Annotated in this window: 13 protein-coding genes; 8 read left to right on the forward strand and 5 right to left on the reverse strand. The window is 75.2% G+C overall.

The genetic code is table 11. The features are described 5' to 3' along the window. Nucleotides 1–16 precede the first annotated feature (16 nt). Nucleotides 17–700, forward strand: a complete 684-nt coding sequence (locus GYH36_RS14390) for a response regulator transcription factor (RefSeq protein WP_024839406.1) — start codon at nt 17–19, stop codon at nt 698–700. A 43-nt stretch (nt 701–743) separates the two neighbouring features. Further along, nucleotides 744–2,072, forward strand: a complete 1,329-nt coding sequence (locus tag GYH36_RS14395; RefSeq protein WP_162290185.1) for a sensor histidine kinase — start codon at nt 744–746, stop codon at nt 2,070–2,072. Between the two features lie 98 nt (nt 2,073–2,170). Here GYH36_RS14395 and GYH36_RS14400 read toward each other — a convergent pair whose 3' ends face one another. Further along, nucleotides 2,171–2,683, reverse strand: coding sequence for a GtrA family protein (locus GYH36_RS14400; RefSeq protein ID WP_115943019.1), 513 nt, complete (start codon nt 2,681–2,683; stop codon nt 2,171–2,173). 114 nt (nt 2,684–2,797) lie between these two features. On the opposite strand from GYH36_RS14400, the gene GYH36_RS14405 reads away from it, so the two are divergent. Both GYH36_RS14405 and purE read left to right on the forward strand, forming a co-directional pair. Further along, on the forward strand, nt 2,798–4,039 hold the full coding sequence (locus GYH36_RS14405) for a 5-(carboxyamino)imidazole ribonucleotide synthase (RefSeq protein ID WP_115943018.1): 1,242 nt from the start codon (nt 2,798–2,800) through the stop codon (nt 4,037–4,039). Next, nucleotides 4,036–4,575 (forward strand): 5-(carboxyamino)imidazole ribonucleotide mutase, encoded by a 540-nt coding sequence (gene purE / locus GYH36_RS14410; RefSeq protein ID WP_162290186.1) that lies wholly within the window; start codon nt 4,036–4,038, stop codon nt 4,573–4,575. Before GYH36_RS14405 ends, purE begins: the two co-directional genes overlap by 4 nt. Nucleotides 4,576–4,637: 62 nt before the next feature. Here purE and GYH36_RS14415 read toward each other — a convergent pair whose 3' ends face one another. Together GYH36_RS14415 and GYH36_RS14420 are read right to left on the reverse strand one after the other, a co-directional pair. Further along, nucleotides 4,638–6,080 carry an LCP family protein gene (locus tag GYH36_RS14415; protein ID WP_162290187.1) on the reverse strand — a complete coding sequence of 481 codons (1,443 nt, stop codon included), beginning with the start codon at nt 6,078–6,080 and terminating at the stop codon, nt 4,638–4,640. A 4-nt stretch (nt 6,081–6,084) separates the two neighbouring features. Further along, on the reverse strand, nt 6,085–7,395 hold the full coding sequence (locus tag GYH36_RS14420) for an LCP family protein (RefSeq protein ID WP_312028649.1): 1,311 nt from the start codon (nt 7,393–7,395) through the stop codon (nt 6,085–6,087). A 199-nt stretch (nt 7,396–7,594) separates the two neighbouring features. Between GYH36_RS14420 and GYH36_RS14425 the strand changes: the two genes are divergently transcribed. Genes GYH36_RS14425 through GYH36_RS19355 form a run of 3 tightly spaced genes read left to right on the forward strand, consistent with a single transcriptional unit; the run spans nt 7,595 to nt 10,894 of the window. Then, a complete protein-coding gene (locus GYH36_RS14425; protein ID WP_162290188.1) occupies nt 7,595–9,073 on the forward strand; it encodes a UDP-N-acetyl glucosamine 2-epimerase in 1,479 nt (492 codons plus the stop codon). 10 nt (nt 9,074–9,083) lie between these two features. Then, entirely contained in the window at nt 9,084–10,067 is a 984-nt protein-coding gene (locus tag GYH36_RS19350; RefSeq protein ID WP_312028650.1) for a glycosyltransferase family 2 protein, read from the forward strand. Then, a complete protein-coding gene (locus GYH36_RS19355) occupies nt 10,064–10,894 on the forward strand; it encodes a glycosyltransferase (RefSeq protein WP_024839397.1) in 831 nt (276 codons plus the stop codon). Before GYH36_RS19350 ends, GYH36_RS19355 begins: the two co-directional genes overlap by 4 nt. 17 nt (nt 10,895–10,911) lie before the next feature. On the opposite strand, the gene GYH36_RS14435 is transcribed toward GYH36_RS19355, so the two are convergent. Next, the gene (locus tag GYH36_RS14435) at nt 10,912–11,307 is read right to left on the reverse strand and encodes a DUF2304 domain-containing protein (RefSeq protein ID WP_115943014.1); all 396 of its coding nucleotides are present in this window, start codon (nt 11,305–11,307) and stop codon (nt 10,912–10,914) included. Nucleotides 11,308–11,323: 16 nt separating this feature from the next. After that, complete coding sequence (locus GYH36_RS14440) at nt 11,324–12,055, reverse strand: glycosyltransferase family 2 protein (RefSeq protein ID WP_081772200.1); 732 nt, start codon at nt 12,053–12,055, stop codon at nt 11,324–11,326. Nucleotides 12,056–12,244: 189 nt separating this feature from the next. Here GYH36_RS14440 and GYH36_RS14445 point away from each other — a divergent pair, with 189 nt between their 5' ends. Next, complete coding sequence (locus GYH36_RS14445; RefSeq protein WP_162290189.1) at nt 12,245–15,226, forward strand: FG-GAP-like repeat-containing protein; 2,982 nt, start codon at nt 12,245–12,247, stop codon at nt 15,224–15,226. Nucleotides 15,227–15,344 lie beyond the last annotated feature (118 nt).

The raw sequence follows: 15,344 nt of genomic DNA on the forward strand, positions 1-15,344 counted from the left end.
GCCCTAGCATGAGCGAATGACCCACGTACTGCTAGCGGAGGACGACCCGGCGATTGCCGAACCTTTGGCGCGCGCACTGACACGTGAGGGTTATAACGTCGTCGTCCAAGGAACAGGTCAAGGGGCGATCGACTCGGCCGGCGGCGCCGACATCGTCGTGCTCGACCTGGGCCTCCCGGACATGGACGGCCTCGACGTCGCCCGCGAGATCCGGCACAAGGGCCTCACCACCCCGGTGCTCGTCCTCACCGCGCGCGCCGACGAGGTGGACCTCGTCGTGGGCCTCGACGCGGGCGCGGACGACTACGTGACGAAGCCGTTCCGGCTCGCCGAGCTGCTCGCGCGCGTCCGGGCGCTCCTGCGGCGCTCGCACGGGGAGCAGGTCGACGAGGAGGAGCTCGCCGCGCAGGACGTGCGCATCGACGTCTCCGCGCACCGGGCGTTCCAGGGCGACCGCGAGCTGCACCTGACCACCAAGGAGTTCGAGCTCCTGCGCGTGCTCGTCGCGAGCGCGGGGTCGGTCGTCGTACGCGACGCCCTGATGCGCGACGTGTGGGGGTCGGAGCCCGTCGGGTCGACGAAGACGCTGGACATGCACGTGTCGTGGCTGCGCCGCAAGCTCGGCGACGACGCGAACGCGCCGCGCTACATCTCGACCGTCCGCGGTCTCGGCTTCCGCTTCGAGACCGGCGAGAGCTGACCGACACCCACCGGGGACGAGGACACGGGGAGCGAGGGGAAGCGTGCGGCGTCGGATGCTGCAGGCGACGGTGGCGGCCGTGGCCGTCGCGGTCATCCTCCTGGGCTTCCCGCTCGCCTTCTACGGGGCGCGGTTCGTGCTCCAGGGCGAGGTCGACGACGTCACGTCGCGCGTCGAGCGCCTCTCGCGCTCGATCGACGCGCGCCTCGCCGCGGGGGACGACATCCCGGACTACGTCATCGAGGACGCGGTCCAGCCCCGCGCGAGCGACCCGCCCGCCCAGGTCTACGTCACCCTGCCCGACGGCACCGTCCTCACCGCCGGTGAGGAGATCACGGGCCGGGGGATCGAACAGCCGGTCCACTCCGAGTCCGGCGCGCTCGTCACGCTCACCGTCTCCTACTGGGACGCCTACCTGCGGGCCGCGCAGGTCGTGCTGCTCGTCGTCGCGGCGGCCGTCGTCGCGTTCGCCGCGGGCATCGGGATGGCGGTGTGGCAGGCCAACCGCATCTCCGCGCCCCTCGTGTACCTCGCGGCGTCCGCGGAGCAGCTCGGCTCGGGACAGGTGCGCCCACGGCTCGAGCCGTCCGGCGTCGAGGAGATCGACCTCGTCGCCGCCGAGCTGGCGCGCAGCTCGGACCGGCTCGCGGGACGCCTCGCGGCCGAGCGCCAGTTCGCGGCCGACGCCTCGCACCAGCTCCGCACGCCGCTCACCGCGCTGAGCATGCGGCTCGAGGAGATCTCCCTCGCGTCCGACGACCCGGACGTGCAGGAGGAGGCGCGGATCTCGCTTGAGCAGGTCGAGCGGCTCGTCGGGGTCGTCGACGACCTCCTCGCCTCCTCGCGCCGCGCGCAGGGCGGCACGACGGAGGCCGTGAACCTCCTCGACGTCGTGCACCAGCAGGAGGAGGAGTGGGTGCCGACGTTCGAGAAGGCCGGGCGCCGGCTCGTCGTCGACGTGCCCGCGGAGTACCAGGTGCTCGCGACTCCCGGCGCGCTCGCGCAGGTGCTGGCCACGCTCATCGAGAACTCGCTCAAGCACGGCGGCGGCACGACGACGGTCCGCGCGCGGCCGTCGGGCACGAGCGGCGCGATCGTCACCGAGGTCTCCGACGAGGGCGGCGGCGTCCCCGACGACCTCGCGCCCCGCATCTTCGAGCGCGAGGTCACGTCCGGGGCCGGCACGGGCCTCGGCCTCGCCCTCGCGCGCGACCTCGCGGCGTCCGACGGCGGCCGGCTCGAGCTCGCGCAGCGCCGCCCCGCGGTGTTCGCACTGTTCCTCGCGGGCGTCCCGCGCCGCCTCGACCCGCGCGTGGTGCTCCCCGCGGGCACGGTGGTGGCGTCCGGTCGACGGCGGCGTCGCCGCGGCTGAGGCGCGCGCTCCCCGCTCACCGGGCTCCCGGTCACGGGGTTCCCTGCTCGCCGGCGGGCCGGTGCTTCCCGGCCCCCGGACCGGGCTCGGGCGCCGGATCAGGCGCCGGGCGTCGTGGCGGGATCGGGCGCCCGGTCGCCCGTGAAGACGAGGCGGCGGTAGGCCAGGTAGCGGAACGCGGTGCCGAGCGCGAGACCCACGACGTTCGCGGACACGTTCTTGGCGAGCGGCGACGTGAGGCCGAGCGCGTAGGTGGAGATGGCGAGGCACCCGACGGCGATGAGCATGCCGCCCACGTTGACCACGACGAACGCGGCGAGCTCGCGGCCGCGCGTGGCCGTGCGTCGCGCGGAGAAGGTCCAGTACCGGTTGCCCACCCAGGCGACGAGCGTCGCGACCGCGACCGACAGGACCTTGGCCGTGAGGGGCTTGTGCCCGAGGACCTCGCCCGGGCCGAAGCTCAGCAGGTTGAACAGCCCGAGGTCGACGACGTAGGCGACCGCGCCGACGGACCCGAACTTCGCGAGCTCGCGCACCCGGGCGAGCACGCGCTCGCGGCGCGGCGCGGGTGCCGCGAGGGCCTCCGTCCGCCGGTCCAGGTCGCTCGTCATCCCTCAAGGCTACCGGGCGTCCCGCGGCCGTACCCCGGCGGGCGCCGGGACGCGGGCGTCCGACGAGCGGGCGGCGCGCGGGCGCGCGGCGCCCAGGCACTAGGGTGGGTGCACGTGGCAGCCCCAGTGATCGCCGTGGTCGGCGGAGGACAGCTCGCACGCATGATGGCCCCCGCGGCCGGCGAGCTCGGTGTGCACCTGCGCGTGCTCGTCGAGGCCGCGGACTCGTCCGCCGCCCAGGTCGTGGTCGACGCGCCCGTGGGCGCCGCATCCGACGAGGCAGCGGTCCGCGCCCTCATCGCCCCGGCCGACGGCGCGCCTGCGGCCGTCCTCACGTTCGAGCACGAGCACGTCCCGAACGCGCTGCTCACCGACCTCCTCGAGCACGGGACGCCCGTGCGGCCCGGCCCGGAAGCGCTCGTGCACGCGCAGGACAAGATCGTCATGCGGCGCCGGCTCACCGAGCTGGGCGTGCCGTGCCCGCGCTGGGCCGCGCTCCCCACGGACCCGGCGGACGCCCGGACCGCGCTGACCGGCTTCCTCGCCGAGGTCGGTGGCGAGGCCGTCGTGAAGACGGCGCGCGGCGGTTACGACGGCAAGGGCGTGCGCGTCGTGTCGCTCGCCGCGGGCGGGCCCGAGCAGGTCGCGGAGTGGATCGAGGCGGCGGCCACGGGCGGCCCCGAGCTGCTCGTCGAGGAGAAGGTGCCGTTCACGCGCGAGCTCGCGGTGCTCGTCGCGCGGCGACCGAGCGGCGGCGCCGAGGGCCGCGGCGAGGTGCGCACGTGGCCCGTCGTGGAGTCGATCCAGCGCGACGGCGTCTGCGCCGAGGTGATCGCGCCCGCTCCCGGCCTCACCGACGCCGAGGCGGAGCGCGCGCGCGACGCCGCCGTGCGGATCGCGGAGGGCCTCGGGGTGACCGGCGTGCTCGCGGTCGAGATGTTCGAGGTCGCGGGCGAGGACGGTCCGCGCGTGCTCGTCAACGAGCTCGCGATGCGCCCGCACAACTCGGGGCACTGGACCATCGACGGCGCGGTGACGAGCCAGTTCGAGCAGCACCTGCGCGCCGTCCTCGACCTCCCGCTCGGGGACACCGCCCCGACCGCGCGGTGGACGGTCATGGCGAACGTCCTCGGCTCGACGCTCGACGAGCTGACCGACGCGCTGCCCGCGGTGCTCGCCGCGTACCCTGACGCGAAGGTCAACCTGTACGGCAAGGGCGTGCGCCCCGGGCGCAAGCTCGGCCACGTGAACGTGAGCGGCGACGACCTGGACGAGGTCCGGCGTCGGGCGCTCGCCGCGGCCGCCGTCCTGCGGGGCGAGGACCCCGAGGGCACCCCGAACGAGGAGCGAGCATGAGCGAGAACCCTGTCGTCGGCATCGTCATGGGGTCGGACTCCGACTGGCCCGTCATGGAGGCGGCGGCCGACGCGCTCGCCGAGTTCGGCGTCCCGGTCGAGGTCGACGTCGTGTCCGCGCACCGCATGCCCGTCGAGATGATCGACTACGGCCGGACGGCCGCCGAGCGCGGCCTGCGCGTGATCATCGCCGGCGCCGGGGGAGCGGCCCACCTGCCGGGCATGCTCGCGGCCGTCACGCCGCTCCCGGTGATCGGGGTCCCGGTGCCGCTGCGCCACCTCGACGGGATGGACTCGCTCCTGTCGATCGTGCAGATGCCCGCGGGCGTCCCCGTCGCGACCGTCTCCGTGGGCGGGGCGCGCAACGCGGGCCTGCTCGCCGCGCGCATCCTCGCGTCGGGCACCGACGACGCCGCCGTGCGCCTGCGCGAGCGGATGGTCGCCTTCCAGGCCGACCTGGGCGACCAGGCACGGGCCAAGGGCGCGCGGCTGCGCGCTTCGCGCTCGGGCGAGCAGCGCACGGGCTTCGGCGCCTGAGCCGACCGGGCGCTGCCCACCCCAAGACGGTCCGAGGCGCTACGCGCCAGGACGTCGCGCGACTAGCCGGGGAGCCCCCCGACCTGGCCCGGGGGCAGGTTGCCGTCGCGGATGTCGAGCCAGAACTGCCCCACGGTCTCGGGGTCCAGCTGCACGGTCGACCCGACGTTCCCGCCCGGGCGGTAGTCGGGGTTCGAGATCGGCGGCGTGCCCGTGATCCCGTCGGGCCCGTTGGCCTTGCGGAACGCGAGCGCGAGCTTGCCGAGGTCGACGACGCCGGTGCTCTCGTCGACCGTGAGCGCCCCGATCCCGGAGTCGAGGAGCGAGACCTGGTCGCCGGGCCGGAAGAGGATGCTCGGGTTCGCCGCCTTCGAGCTGATGGCCCCGATCACCTGGCGCTGGCGCTCGGCGCGCCCGATGTCGCCCTTCGGGTCCGAGTAGCGCATGCGCGAGAACGCGAGCGCGGTGTGACCGTCGGCCTCGTGGCACCCCGCGGACCACACGAGCTCGCTCTTGGGGTCGTCCACGTCGTAGTCGAGGCACAGCTCGACGCCGCCGACCGCGTCGACGATGCCCTCGACGCCGCCGAACCCCACCTCGACGTAGTGGTCGACGGTGAGCCCGGTGAGCTCCTCGACCGTCTGCACCAGCAGGGGCGGGCCGCCCCACGAGTACGCCGAGTTGAGCTTGCTCGCGCCGTTGCCCGGGATCTCGGCGTAGGTGTCGCGCGGGAGGCTGATGAGCGCGACCGGCCCGCTCGCGGGGGCGTGCAGGAGCATGATCGTGTCGGTGCGCGCGCCCTCGGTGCCGTCCTCGCTGATGCCCTCGCCGCGCGCGTCCGAGCCCGCGAGGAGGAACGTGCTGCCGGGGGTCCCCGGGGCGCCCGAGAGCGCCTCGACGTGCTGGATCTTGCCGTTCGCCCAGACGAGCAGGCCGACGGGCCACGCGACGAGGGCGAGCACCAGGACGCACGCGACGAGCCCGACGACGCGGCCCCTGCGGACACGGAAGCCGCCACCGGAGGTGCGAGGCGTGCCGGTGCCCGACGGCGGACGGCCGCCGCCCGGTCCGCCGGGCCGGGCGGGAGCCGGGTGGGCGGCGCCCGTGCGACCGCGGGTCGAGGGAACCGCGGCCTGCGCGCTCGCGCGGGGCGAGGAGATGCGGGCGGGGGCCGCCGTCGAGCGCTGCGGTGCGCGCGCGGGGGTGACCGACGGCGGCAGGGCCGACGCCGCGGCGTCGGGACGGGTGCGCGTGCCGCGCGCGGGGGGAGCGGGCGGCGGTGTGCCGCGGCGCGACGGCGTCACCGGGATCTCGCGCGACGACTGGCGCCGGATGCGCGGCTCGGCGCGGACGGCGTCGTCGGGGCCGGGGCGGGGACGCTGCGGGGCGCGCCCGCTGTTCCCCACGGCGATCGCGTCGTCGACGGACGCGGGGCGCGGGGAGCGGCCGCCCTGAGGCGTGAAGCTCGGCGGGAGCGACCGGGGGTCGCGGGACTGGTCGGTCATCGTGTCACCCGCACCGCGCGGTCTCGTCGGCGGCGGAGAACGCCTCCTTGCCGGCTTCCTTCGTCTGGACGGGGGTGGGCTCGGTCTGGGTGCCCGCCCCCTGATGGTCGTCCCCCGATGCGTCGGCGGCGTCACCGTCACCGGTGCCCTCGCCGGGCGGCGGCGTCGTCGCCTCGTCCTGCTCCGGCTCCCCGCCGGTGGCGGCCGGAGGTGCCACCACGGGCTCGTCGGCACGGACCTTGGCCCACATCTCGTCCGCCTCGGAGGTCCACACGACCGTCGCGTCCGGGTCACGCGGGTCCGGTGCGTTGGGAACCGTCATGAAGGTGATGTTGCCACTGGTCGCGCCCCGGAGGCTGAAGGCGAGCCCGGCGAGGCTCGGGATGGACGACAGGTTGTCGCTCATGGTCAGCGAGCGCGTGCCCGCGTCGACGAACCCGTAGATCTGGCCGAGGTCCGACAGGAGGTTCTTCGACAGCACCTGGTTGGCCGTCGCCGCGAGGAGCTGCTGCTGCCGCCCGATGCGGCTGAGGTCCGACCCGTCGCCCACGCCGTAGCGGGCGCGCGCGAACCCGAGCGCCTGGGCGCCGTCGAGCGTCTGCATCCCCGCGTCGAGCCTGAGGTCCGCCTTGGGGGAGTCGATCGGCTCGGGGATGCAGATGGGCACGCCCCCGATCGCGGTGACCATGTTCTGGAAGCCCGCGAAGTCGACGACGACGAAGCCGTCCACGAAGACGTCGGTGAGGTTCTCGACCGTCTGCACCGCGCACGCGGCGGCGGAGCCGACGTCCCCGCCGACCGTCGCGCCGTTCGCGAACGCGGCGTTGAAGCGCGTGTTCGCGGGCGCGGTCGTCTTCCCGTTCGTCGTGGCGCACGCCGGCACGTCGACGCGCGAGTCGCGCGGGATCGAGATCATCTCGACCCGCGAGCGGTCCGCCGCGACGTGCAGGAGGATCGTCGTGTCGGAGCGCATGCCCTCGACGCCCTCGACCTCGTGGCCGTTCTCGCCGCCGCGCGCGTCCGAGCCCATGACGAGGATGTTCAGGGGCTTGCCCGCGTTCGGGTCGTCCGGGTCGGGCGCCGTCTGCTCGGGACGGTCCTCGAGAAGGTCGAGCGCGCTCGACGAGGAGATGTTGCCCTGGATGCTCGTCAGGGCCGCTGCGCCCCCGACGGCGCCGAACGCGACGGCGGCGGTGGCCGCGAAGCCGACCGCGCGGGCGACGCCGTGGCCCCGCAGCGCCCGCGCGTGCGCGGGCCCGCGCGGCGGCCGGGAGGCCGTCGCGGGGCGACTGCGGGCACGGGAACGGGACGTCACGGGCAACGAGCATAGGCCGACCGTGCGAGGCGCCCGCGCGGGGCGCGGGCCGACCGCGTGGAGGTGTTGTGTGGGCGGGCCGTCGGCGCGCGTCCGGGCACGTCCGGGGCTGTCCGGGCACCTGTCCGGGTCGACTATCCTGTGCTTCCACGGGCGAGGGGGCCCCTTCTCGCCCGCCCCGCCGAGGCTGGAGATGTGGGTGCGCACTGCACGTCAGGTCATGACCACCGTCCGGTCGCTCGCGCACCGACTCGTCCACGTGGACGAGGTGACGCAGAGGGTGGAGTCGGCGACGACCTCCCTCCAGCGCACCGTGGACGCCCTCCGCGTCGAGCACGCCGCGCTGCAGCACCGGCTCGACGCCGTGGAGCGCTCCGCCGCGGCCCGTGACCGGCAGGGAGCGCGCGCGGTCTCCGCGCTGCACGACACGGTCAACCTCGTCGCCCGCCGCGGGGCGTTCCGGCACGACGTGACGCGCGTCGTGCTCCTCGTCCACCACGTCGAGGCCTGGGACAGCCTCGACGACCTCGTGCGGCTCATGGAGATGTCCGACGACTTCGACCCCGTGATCGTGACCATCCCGCGCCACTTCGGCGGGCAGGGCGAGCTGCGCGACGAGGACCTCGTGCACGAGGGTCTCCTCGCCCGGGGGGTCGCGCACCTGCGTGCGACGGCGGACCGCGTCGACGACGTGCTGCGGCTCGTCAAGCTCCTCGAGCCGGACGTGGTGATCCGGCAGTCGCAGTGGGACCAGGACGTCGACCCGCTGCTGTCCACCGCGCTGCTCGGCTTCGCGCGGCTGTGCGTCGTGCCGTACGAGACCATGAACCTCGTCGTGAACGTCCCGGACCCGCGGACCCCGGCGGTCAACACCGCGGTGGACGCCGACCTGCACCGTGCGGCCTGGCTCGTCTTCTGCACCAACGAGCAGACGCGGGACGCCGCCGCGCGCGACGGCGTCCGCGGCGCCGACCGCTACCGGGTGACGGGCCACCCCAAGCTCGACGTGCTGCGCACGGCGCGGCCCTCGTGGCCCGTCGTCGAGCGCGAGTCCCGGCGCCCGCGCGTCGTCTGGTCCTCCCACCACTCGATCGGCGGGGGCTGGACCCGGTTCGGGCTCTTCCCCGAGCTCGCCGAGGACATGCTCGAGTGGGCGCGCCAGGGCGACGCCGAGATCGTCTGGATGCCGCACCCGGCGCTCGTGCCCTACATGGCGCGCGAGGGGTCGCGGTACACCGCGTCGCAGTACGAGGACTGGCTCGCGCGCTGGTCCGAGCTCGGGAACACCGGCGTGGTCCAGGGCGGCGGCTACGCGTCCGTGCTCGCCGCCGCCGACGTCATGGTGACCGACGGGCTGAGCATGCTCGCCGAGTTCCAGGTGCTGAACAAGCCCGTCGTGTTCGTCGAGCGCGACGGGCACCGGCCCTTCACGGACCTCGGCGAGCGGATCGCGGCGGGCACGCACGTCGTGCACGACACGGCGGGCGCGCGCGAGGTCGTGGAGCGCGTGCTGCGGGAGGGCGACGAGCTCGCGCCCGTCCAGGAGCGGAACGTCGCGGAGCTGTTCGGACCGCCCGGGGCGGCCGGGCGGATCCTCGACGTCCTGCGGGCCGAGATCGCCGCGGAGCGGGCCGGGCACCGGGTCCCGGAGGCCGTCGTCGAACCCGGGCTCGGGTAGCCTGCTCGCCGTGCCCGCTGATCCCAGAGCCGCGTCCGCAACCCCCCGTGTCGTCGCGGTCGTCGTGGCGTACAACCGCCGTGACCTCCTGGTCGAGGCGCTCGACGCGCTCGCCGCGCAGTCGAGGCCGGTCGACACCGTGCTCGTCGTCGACAACTGCTCCGACGACGACTCCGCCGCCGTCGCAGCGGAGCACCCCGTCGGCGCGGAGGTCGTCCGGCTGAGCCGGAACACGGGCGGGGCGGGCGGCTTCGCCGTAGGCCTCGCCCACGCGGTCGACGCCCTCGGGGCGGACCTCGTGTGGCTCATGGACGACGACACGATCCCGACCCCGGGCGCCCTGCGCGCGCTCCTCGAGGCGCGCGACGAGTACCCGGGCCCGGTCGCGCTCCTGGGGAGCCGCGTCGTCTGGCACGACGGGCGGGACCACCCGATGAACACGCCCCGGGTCCGCCCCGGCGCGACGGGCGAGCAGATCGCGGCCGCGCGCGCCGCCAACGCGGTGCCCGTGCGGTCGTCGTCGTTCGTCTCGATGCTCGTGGACGCGCGCGCCGTGCGCCACCACGGGCTGCCGGTCGCCGACTACTTCATCTGGAACGACGACTTCGAGTACTCGGCGCGCCTCCTGCGCCGCGGGACCGGCCTGTCGGTGCCGGCGAGCGTCGTCGAGCACCGCACCAAGGCGTTCGGGGCGACGGACGCCGACCCGGGCGAGCGCTTCTACTACGAGGTGCGCAACAAGATCTGGATGATCACGCGCTCGTCGTCCCTCGACCCGCTCGAGCGCGTTCTCTACAGCGGTGCGAGCGCACGGCGCTGGTTCCGCACGTTCCGCCGGAGCACGCAGCGCGACGTGCTGCTGCGCGCGGGCGCGCGCGGCCTGCGCGACGGGGTCCTGCACGGGCCCCGTCCGTCGGCGGACGTCCTCGAGGGCGCCGGTCCGCAGACGCGCGCGGTCCGGGCGGTCGAGGCCGGGGCGGCGGGCGCACGGTGACGCCGTTCTCCGTGCTGCTGCCGGTCTACCACGGCGACGACCCCGCGTTCCTGCGGCGGTCCTTCGCGTCGGTGACGGTCGAGCAGGAGCTCGCCCCGGCGGAGGTCGTGCTCGTCGAGGACGGCCCCGTGGGGGACGCGCTCGCGCGCGTGCTCGACGAGCTCGAGGGCGGGTCGCCGGTGCCCGTGACCCGCGTCCGGCTCGAGCGCAACCAGGGCCTCGCGACCGCGCTCGAGGCGGGTCTGGCGCGGTGCGCGCACGAGATCGTCGCCCGGCAGGACGCGGACGACGTCAGCCGACCCGCGCGGTTCGCCGTCCAGGTGCCCCTCGTCGACGCCGGGCTCGACATCGTCGGCTCCGCGATCGAGGAGTTCGACGCCGACGAGCCCGCCCCGGGGGAGAGCGGTGGCCTCGTGCGCGTGCCGCCGCTGAGCGCGCAGGAGATCGACCGGGCCGCGCGGTTCCGCTCGCCGTTCAACCACCCGTCCGTGGTGTACCGGCGCTCGGCCGTCGCCGCCGTCGGGGGCTACGAGGACCTGCCGCTCATGGAGGACTACTGGCTCTTCGCCCGCATGCTCGCGGGCGGCGCCCGGGCGCGCAACGTGCCCGAGCCGCTCGTGCTCTACCGGGTCGGCGCGGGGGCGTACGCACGGCGGGGCGGCGCGCAGCTCCTGCGCTCGGAGCTCGAGCTCCAGCGGCGCCTGCACGGCATCGGGTTCACGACGACGCTCCAGGAGATCCGCAACTCCGTGCTGCGGGGCGGGTACCGGCTCGTGCCGGAGTCGCTGCGCCGGGGCGCGTACCGCGCCGACGCCCGCCGTCGCTGACGGGCGCCGGCGCCGCGTCAGGGCTGCTCGGCGCGCGCGTCGGTGCCGGTCGTCTCCTCGAGCCGGTCGACCGACTCGTCGACGGCCGCGAGCCGTGCCTCGGCGAGGCTCAGCTCGCGCGTGAGGAGCGTGATCTTGCGGCTCAGCTGGTTGGAGCGCCGGTGGCTCGTGGCGATGTAGCTGACGAACGCGATGACCAGCGCGTAGAGCAGGAGGTCGGTGCCACGGCCGACGCCGACGGCGTTCGCCAGGACCGACAGCGCGTCGGGGAAGATGATCGCGAGCACGGCGGCCACGACGAACCCGGCGAGCAGCAGCCGCCGGATGGCCTGGTGCCGGGCGTTCGCGGTCGAGCGCGTGAGCATGACGGTCACGACGACGACCGCCACGATGAGGATGACCTGGATCAGCACTGTTCTGGCTCCCCGCTCACTTGAAGATGAGGTCGACGAGGATGTTGACCGAGTTCCACACGGACTGGCCCTTCCCTCGCGAGTAGTCCGTGTACAGGACGTGGACCGGGGCCTCGCGCCACGGCAGGCCGCTCTTGGCGAGCTGGTCGACGATCTCGCTCGCGTGCGCCATGCGGTCCTGCTTCATGTCGACCGCCATCGCGGCGTCGCGGCGCAGCACGCGCAGGCCGTTGTGCGCGTCGGAGAGCTTGAGCCCGGTCGTCGCGTTCGTGAACCACACCGCGGCGCGCAGGACCATCCGCTTCACGAGGCCCGGACGGGTCCGCTCGTCGAGGAACCGGGACCCGAACACGATCGCGACGTCCTCGGAGCGCGCGAGCTCGACCATGGCGACCGCGTCGGACACCTGGTGCTGGCCGTCGGCGTCGAACGTCACGAGGTAGTTCGCCCCGGGCTGCTCGCGCACGTACTCGATGCCGGTCTGCAGCGCCGCACCCTGGCCGAGGTTCACGGCGTGGCGCAGCACGACCGCCCCGGCCGCGCGGGCCTGCTCGATCGAGTCGTCGGAGCTGCCGTCGTCGACGCACACGATGTGCGGGAACGTCGGCAGGGCGTCGCGCACGACGTCGCCGATGACCGAGCCTTCGTTGAAGAGGGGGATGACGAGCCAGGCGTCGTCGACAGGAGCCGGAGCCACGGCGTCCGGGGCATGGGCAGCCGCGTGCCCACGCGTCTGTGGCGGATGCATGACCCCCATTGTGACAGTTCCGCGGCCGCGGCACGGACACCCGTCGTCCGGCGCAACTCGCGCGGATCGGGCGAAGCCGTGCACATACTGGCGACCGTGGGCGAGCGAGCGGCGTCGCCCGGTCGGAGGTGACACGGGGTGTTCCGGGTGCGCAGGGCGACGTCGGTCGTCGCAGGGGTCTCGGCATGGGTGACGGTGGCGGTCGGCTCGGTCGGCCTGCCCTTCCTCGGAGGGGAGGCGGCGGCGGTGCCCGCGGACGGCGAGGCGACCGCGCCGCTCACGACGGTCCCGGCGGCGCTCGCCGCGGCGCAGGACAGCGAGGGCGAGCCGGTGCTCGAGGAGGTCCCGCTCGAGCCCGACCCGGCGCTCGCGAACCCGGACGGCGCCGCGGCGGACGCGGTCCCGTTCGACGGGGCGGTCGACGACGGCACCGGGCCGTCGGACGTCGTCCTCGCCGCCGAGACGACGGCCGCCGGTGTCGTCGTCGTCGGCGTGACGTGGGAGCAGGGCTCGGCACCCGAGGACCTCGCGGTCGAGATCCGCACCCGGTCCGCCGACGGCTGGAGCGCGTGGTCCGCGCTCGAGGCCGACGACGCGGCGGCGGGCGAGGGGGACGGGAGCCCGCTCGCGGGCGTCCGCGACGGCACGGAGCCGTACCTCGCGGGCGAGGTCGACGCGGTCGAGGTCGCGCTGCGCCACGCGGCGGGGGACGGCCCGGTCGACGCGCGCCTGACCGTCGTCGGGACCGAGGAGCCGGATGCCGACGGCGACCCGCCGAGCACGACGGAGCCGGCGGAGCCGGGCACGACGGAACCGGTGGACCCGGGCACGACGGAGCCGGTGGACCCGGGCGCGACGGAGCCGGGCACGACGGAGCCGGCCGACCCGGGCACGACGGAGCCCGGCACGACGGAGCCGACGGAGGAGGGCACGACGGACGGCGGGCTCCCGGCGGACGCGAGCCTCGACGCAGAGGCGCTCGGCGAGGTGAGCCGCGTGTCGCTCGACGTGGTCGGGACCGAGGCCCCGACGGAGGGCGCGTCGACCGGGACCGCCCTCACGGAGGCGGAGCTCGCCGGCGCGGCGCTCGCCGCGGCGTCGTCGCCGCGACCGACGATCTACAGCCGCGCGCAGTGGGGCGCCGACGAGTCGATCTCGACGTGGACGCCCCAGATCGGCAAGGTCGTCGCCGCGACGGTCCACCACACCGCGGGGACGAACTCGTACACGTCGGCGCAGGTCCCGGCGCTGCTGCGGGGCATCTACACGTACCACGCGCAGTCCCGCGGCTGGGGCGACATCGGCTACAACGTGCTCGTCGACAAGTTCGGCCGCCTCTGGGAGGGCCGCAAGGGCGGGCTCGACCGCGCCGTGATCGGCGCGCACGCGTCGGGCGTGAACTCCGCGGCGTTCGGCGTCTCGTTCATGGGCAACTACGACACGACGGCCGTCCCGACCGTCGCGGTCGACGCCGCGGCCCGGGTCATCGCGTGGAAGTTCGCCCTCCACGGCGTCACCGCAGGGTCGTCGACGGTCATCAACGGGCAGCGGCTGCAGACGGTGTTCGGCCACCGCGAGGTGGGGCAGACGTCGTGCCCCGGCCAGTACCTGTTCGCGCGCATGCCCGAGCTGCGGACCAAGGTCAAGGGGCTTGAGGGCGACACCGCCGCACGCGCCTACGCCCCGCGCGACATGTCGGGGGACGGGTATGCCGACCTCGCCCTGCGGGGCTCGTCGACGGCGGACCTCGCGACCGCGTCGGGAGCGGGCTGGCGGCCCGCGACGTCCGTCGGCATGGGGTGGACGGGTCCCCGGACGGTCGGCGCCGGCGACTGGACGGGGGACGGCCTGCCCGACCTCATGCTCGTGGACGCGAGCGGGCGGCTCTGGTTGTACCCCGGCCGCTCCGACGGGCGGTGGTCGCCCCGGCGCGCGATCGGGAACGGCTGGCAGGTGATGACCCTCGTGACGGGCGGGCACGACTGGGACGGCGACGGGCGGCCCGACCTGCTCGCGCGGCACCGCGACGGGACGCTCTACCTCTACCCGTCGAACGGCCGGGGCGGCTTCGGCACACGCCGCGCCATCGGCTCGGGCTGGCAGGTGATGTCCGCCGTGACGATGACGGGCACGTTGTCCGACGGCCGCCCGGCGCTCGTCGCCCGGAGCGGGGTCACGCTGTACCTGTACCGCGGCGACGGGAAGGGCGGCTTCAGCGGCGGGCGCACCGTCGTCGGGACGGGCTGGCAGGTCATGACCGCCATCGTGGGCGTCGGCGACATGAACGACGACGGCCGCAGCGGCGACATCGTCGCGCGGGACTCCTCCGGTCGGCTCTTCCTCTACCCGGGGAACGGCACGGGCGGGGTGCGGGGCCGGTCGCAGATCGGGTCCGGCTGGCAGTCCTTCTCGGGGATCGTCTCGGCGAGCAGGTCGGGCCGCGGTCAGGACCTGTACGCGGTGCGCTCGGGGAACGGCGAGCTCCTGCGGTACTCCTACCAGGGCCAGGGCGACTTCCAGCGGGTCGTCCCCACGGGCGTCGCCGCAGGCTCCGGCGTCGCGGAGCTCGTCCCGACGGGGGACTTCGACCGCGACGGGCGCCGTGATCTCGTCGTGCGCCGCACCAACGGCGACCTCTACGTCCACCGCGGGACGGGCGGCGGCCGGTACGCCGCATCCGGCACCCGGGTCGGCACGGGCTGGCAGGTCATGCGCCAGGTCATCGACGGCGGCAACTTCCTCGGCGACGGGAACGCCAGCCTGATCGCGCTCGACACGAGCGGGCGCATCTGGCTCTACCCCACGGCGGGCGCGAACCGGTTCGGCGCGCGGGTCCTCCTCGCGTCCGGCGTCTCGAACGTCGACATGATCGTCAACGCGGGGATGTGGTCGGGGGGCCGGGTCCCGGACCTCCTCACGCGCGACTCCCGCACGGGCGACCTCCAGCTGCGGCGCGGCAACGGGGCGGCGCTCCTGGGCAACCCGACGACGGTCGGGACCGGCTGGGGCGCGCTGACGCGCGTCGTCGGGGTGGGCGACGTGGACGGGGACGGCAAGCACGACCTCGTCGCGAGCCGACCGGACGGGACCCTGGTGCTCTACGCCGGCAACGGCTCCGGCGGCTTCTACCCGTGGCGCACGTACGGGTCGGCAGGGGCCCCGATCTCCTGAGCGCGGTCCGGGGGCGCCCGGCGGGGGGCCCCGCCCCCGGGGGGGTGGGGGTAGGGGGGGGCGCGCCGCCGGGGGTAGACGGGGCGGCCCGGGCCCGAGCGCCGGGGCCCGGCCCCCC

The organism is Cellulosimicrobium composti (assembly GCF_010287905.1).
Classification (GTDB): Bacteria; Actinomycetota; Actinomycetes; order Actinomycetales; family Cellulomonadaceae; genus Cellulosimicrobium; species Cellulosimicrobium composti.

What these genes read in the sequence shown, in the direction of transcription:
- GYH36_RS14390 (WP_024839406.1), top strand. Translation starts at nt 17, where the DNA reads ATGACCCACGTACTGCTAGCGGAGGACGACCCGGCGATTGCCGAACCT.
- GYH36_RS14400 (WP_115943019.1), bottom strand. Translation starts at nt 2,683, where the DNA reads ATGACGAGCGACCTGGACCGGCGGACGGAGGCCCTCGCGGCACCCGCG.
- purE (WP_162290186.1), top strand. Translation starts at nt 4,036, where the DNA reads ATGAGCGAGAACCCTGTCGTCGGCATCGTCATGGGGTCGGACTCCGAC.
- GYH36_RS14440 (WP_081772200.1), bottom strand. Translation starts at nt 12,055, where the DNA reads ATGCATCCGCCACAGACGCGTGGGCACGCGGCTGCCCATGCCCCGGAC.
- GYH36_RS14415 (WP_162290187.1), bottom strand. Translation starts at nt 6,080, where the DNA reads ATGACCGACCAGTCCCGCGACCCCCGGTCGCTCCCGCCGAGCTTCACG.